This is a genomic window from Ligilactobacillus ubinensis (genome assembly GCF_024160875.1).
Taxonomy (GTDB): domain Bacteria; phylum Bacillota; class Bacilli; order Lactobacillales; family Lactobacillaceae; genus Ligilactobacillus; species Ligilactobacillus ubinensis.
The window spans coordinates 1-2,695 of sequence record NZ_JAIULA010000021.1; the positions used below are offsets into that span (position 1 = coordinate 1).

At 33.1% G+C, this 2,695-nt stretch carries 2 protein-coding genes and 1 pseudogene; all 3 read left to right on the forward strand.

Going from position 1 to position 2,695, the window contains the following annotated elements:
* Positions 1–34: 34 nt before the first annotated feature.
* Positions 35–148, forward strand: a pseudogene (locus LB941_RS09645) (transposase); the annotation flags it as partial.
* 351 nt (positions 149–499) lie between these two features.
* Complete coding sequence (locus LB941_RS09650) at positions 500–1,831, forward strand: GH25 family lysozyme (RefSeq protein ID WP_253361623.1); 1,332 nt, start codon at positions 500–502, stop codon at positions 1,829–1,831.
* A 78-nt stretch (positions 1,832–1,909) separates the two neighbouring features.
* Positions 1,910–2,695: matrixin family metalloprotease (locus tag LB941_RS09655; RefSeq protein ID WP_253361625.1), on the forward strand; the 786-nt coding region annotated here is incomplete at its 3' end.

Sequence of the window (2,695 nt, forward strand, 5' to 3'; positions counted from 1 at the left end):
CAAACATTTAAAAATCGAAAGGGGACGCTGAAAATTGGCGAACAGGTTAAATAGTCTTGCACATACAAAATGGTTATGCAAATACCATATCGTCTTTACACCAAAGTATAGAAGAAAAATCATATATAATCAATATCGACGAGATTTGCAAAATGATAGTAGATTATTTCCGAATATTTGGTAATAAAATTTGCACCAAAAGCTAGCTTGTTTAGCTTATTCTTGTTTTTAGTTATTAAAAATATAGTTTGCCAATATGTGCATTATTCATATAGGATAGAATTTTAATGTGAAACTTTGAAGAATTGAATAAAGCAGTTTAACTACAATAAATTACGAAAAAAATACATTGTATCATCTAGTCAACAAAACTTATAAAAAAACAGTAAAGTTATTACTTTTTGAATTTATTTTTCTATAATGTAAATATAATATGAAAGGAAGTGAGAGTTGTGATTTAACTATCTTAAAAAGGTAGATATTAAAATCATATATATCTATGAAAACTTTGGGTATTTATTTTAGAGTAGATTTAAGGCAACTAACATTGTGTGTGGGTTCATTACTATTAATTTTTGTTTTTAATAATAATATAGTTCAAGCAACTAGTGCAGATACATGGTATATCGGAGATAGTTCTCGACCCACCGTTATGGCAGTTGATGTAGCATCATATCAAAGTGGCATGACACAGACAAACTATACAAAATTGGCAGCATTGGGCGTTGAAACGGTTATTGTGAAAGCAACTCAAGGCACATCATATACTAATCCATATGCATTAAAGCAGATGCAATATGCTGCTAATGCAGGTATGAATGTTGCAATTTATCAATATGCTACCTATAGTAATACAACAGAAGCAAAAGCTCAGGCAAATTATTTGATAAGTTGGTTAGAAGATAACGACGTTAATACAAACATATTAATTTTTTCAGATGTCGAAGCATCTTCTGCAACAGTTTCGACAGTGGGTACGAATGTTTCTACTTTCCAAAGCACATTGTCAAATGCAGGGTATACAAATCAAGGTTTTTATGCATCATCAGGATATACATATTTATCTAAATTGGTTGCAGTTGATGGGAAGTCAAAAGGATGGATAGCACAATATCCTTATCATCCTTCAGCATCTAGTTTATTAAATTCAAGTTATGGTGCTTGGCAATTTGCATCTACAGCAATGTTAAGCGGGTATACGGGATATTTAGATGTGTCTTATGATTATACTGGTCTTCTTTCAGAAGGAGCTGGATCGGATCCTTTTGGAGCTAGTTCTTCGACAACAAGTACAAGTAGTAGTACCAGTTCTTCGACAACAAGTACAAGTAGTAGTACCAGTTCTTCAGCAACAAGTACAAGTAGTAGTTCAAGTACATCAACGTCTAGTAGTTACACATTAAAAACAGTTAATGGAAAAACTTATGCTTATAAAAATGGAAAAAAGATAACAGGCTGGGTGACGGTGGGAACTAAAACATATTATTTCCGTACAAGTGATGGAGTAATGCTACGCAGTTGGCAAACGATAAACGGGAAAACATACTATTTCCGTACAAGTGATGGAGTAATGCTACGTAGTTGGCAAACGATAAACGGGAAAACATACTATTTCCGTACAAGTGATGGAGTAATGCTACGCAGTTGGCAAACGATAAGTGGAAAAACATACTATTTCCGTACAAGTGATGGAGTAATGCTACGCAGTTGGCAAACGATAAGTGGAAAAACGTATTATTTCTATACAGATGGAAAGTTATTAAGAGGCTATCAAGTGATATCAGGTGTAACTTATCATTTTAATGAAACAACGGGTGTATTGATAAGTTAAGATATATATATAATATAAGCAGAAATTATTTATAGCATCAATGCAAATATGCTTCAACATGAAAGGTGTCAATTAAGTATGCTGAGTAAGAAAAGTTTTATTTATAAAGCAAATAGAGAAATTATAGTAGGTATTTTAATAATTATTACAACCTTGATTTTTATTGCATTACCATTTGAAAACTCTGATATTTATGCTGCTACTGATACTGTTGTAGAAACTACAGGTTCTAGTAGTTTATCAAATTCAGCGGTAAATACGACAGGTTCTAATAGTTCAACAAGTTCGGCTAGCTCTGTAAGTACAACAAGTTCATCTACAACAGAAGAAACTCCATATTCGTATCATTGGCCTTCTAGAAACATTACAGTATACTTAGACAGTGATATGGATAGTGCATATAAATCGTATTGGCGTAATGCAATGACTGCATGGAATGATATTGGAGTTGTAACACTAACGGAGACTTCAGACGAGAATGATGCTGATATTGAATGCTCTGTTGAAACCACTAGTGATGAGTCAGAGTTAGGGGTTACGCAAGTAACGTACTCAGGCAGTATAATTAAAGCAGCAGTTTCTACATTGTATACAAATACAACAAGTTGGTGTACTACTCAAGAATATATAAATATTTGCACTCATGAATTAGGTCATGCTTTGGGACTGAATCATAATACAGTTGATGAGGACAGTGTAATGTATCCTACGACTATTGACCAAACAATTGATAGTAATGATATTGCAGGGTTAACAGCCGATTATGAGGATGTTGAATCATCAAGTTCATCAAGTTCATCAAGTTCATCAAGTTCATCAAGTTCATCAAGTTCATCAAGTTCATCAAGTTCATCAAGTTCATCA

Excerpts from the sequence above, each read along its gene's own strand:
- LB941_RS09650 (WP_253361623.1), top strand. The coding sequence starts at position 500 with ATGAAAACTTTGGGTATTTATTTTAGAGTAGATTTAAGGCAACTAACA.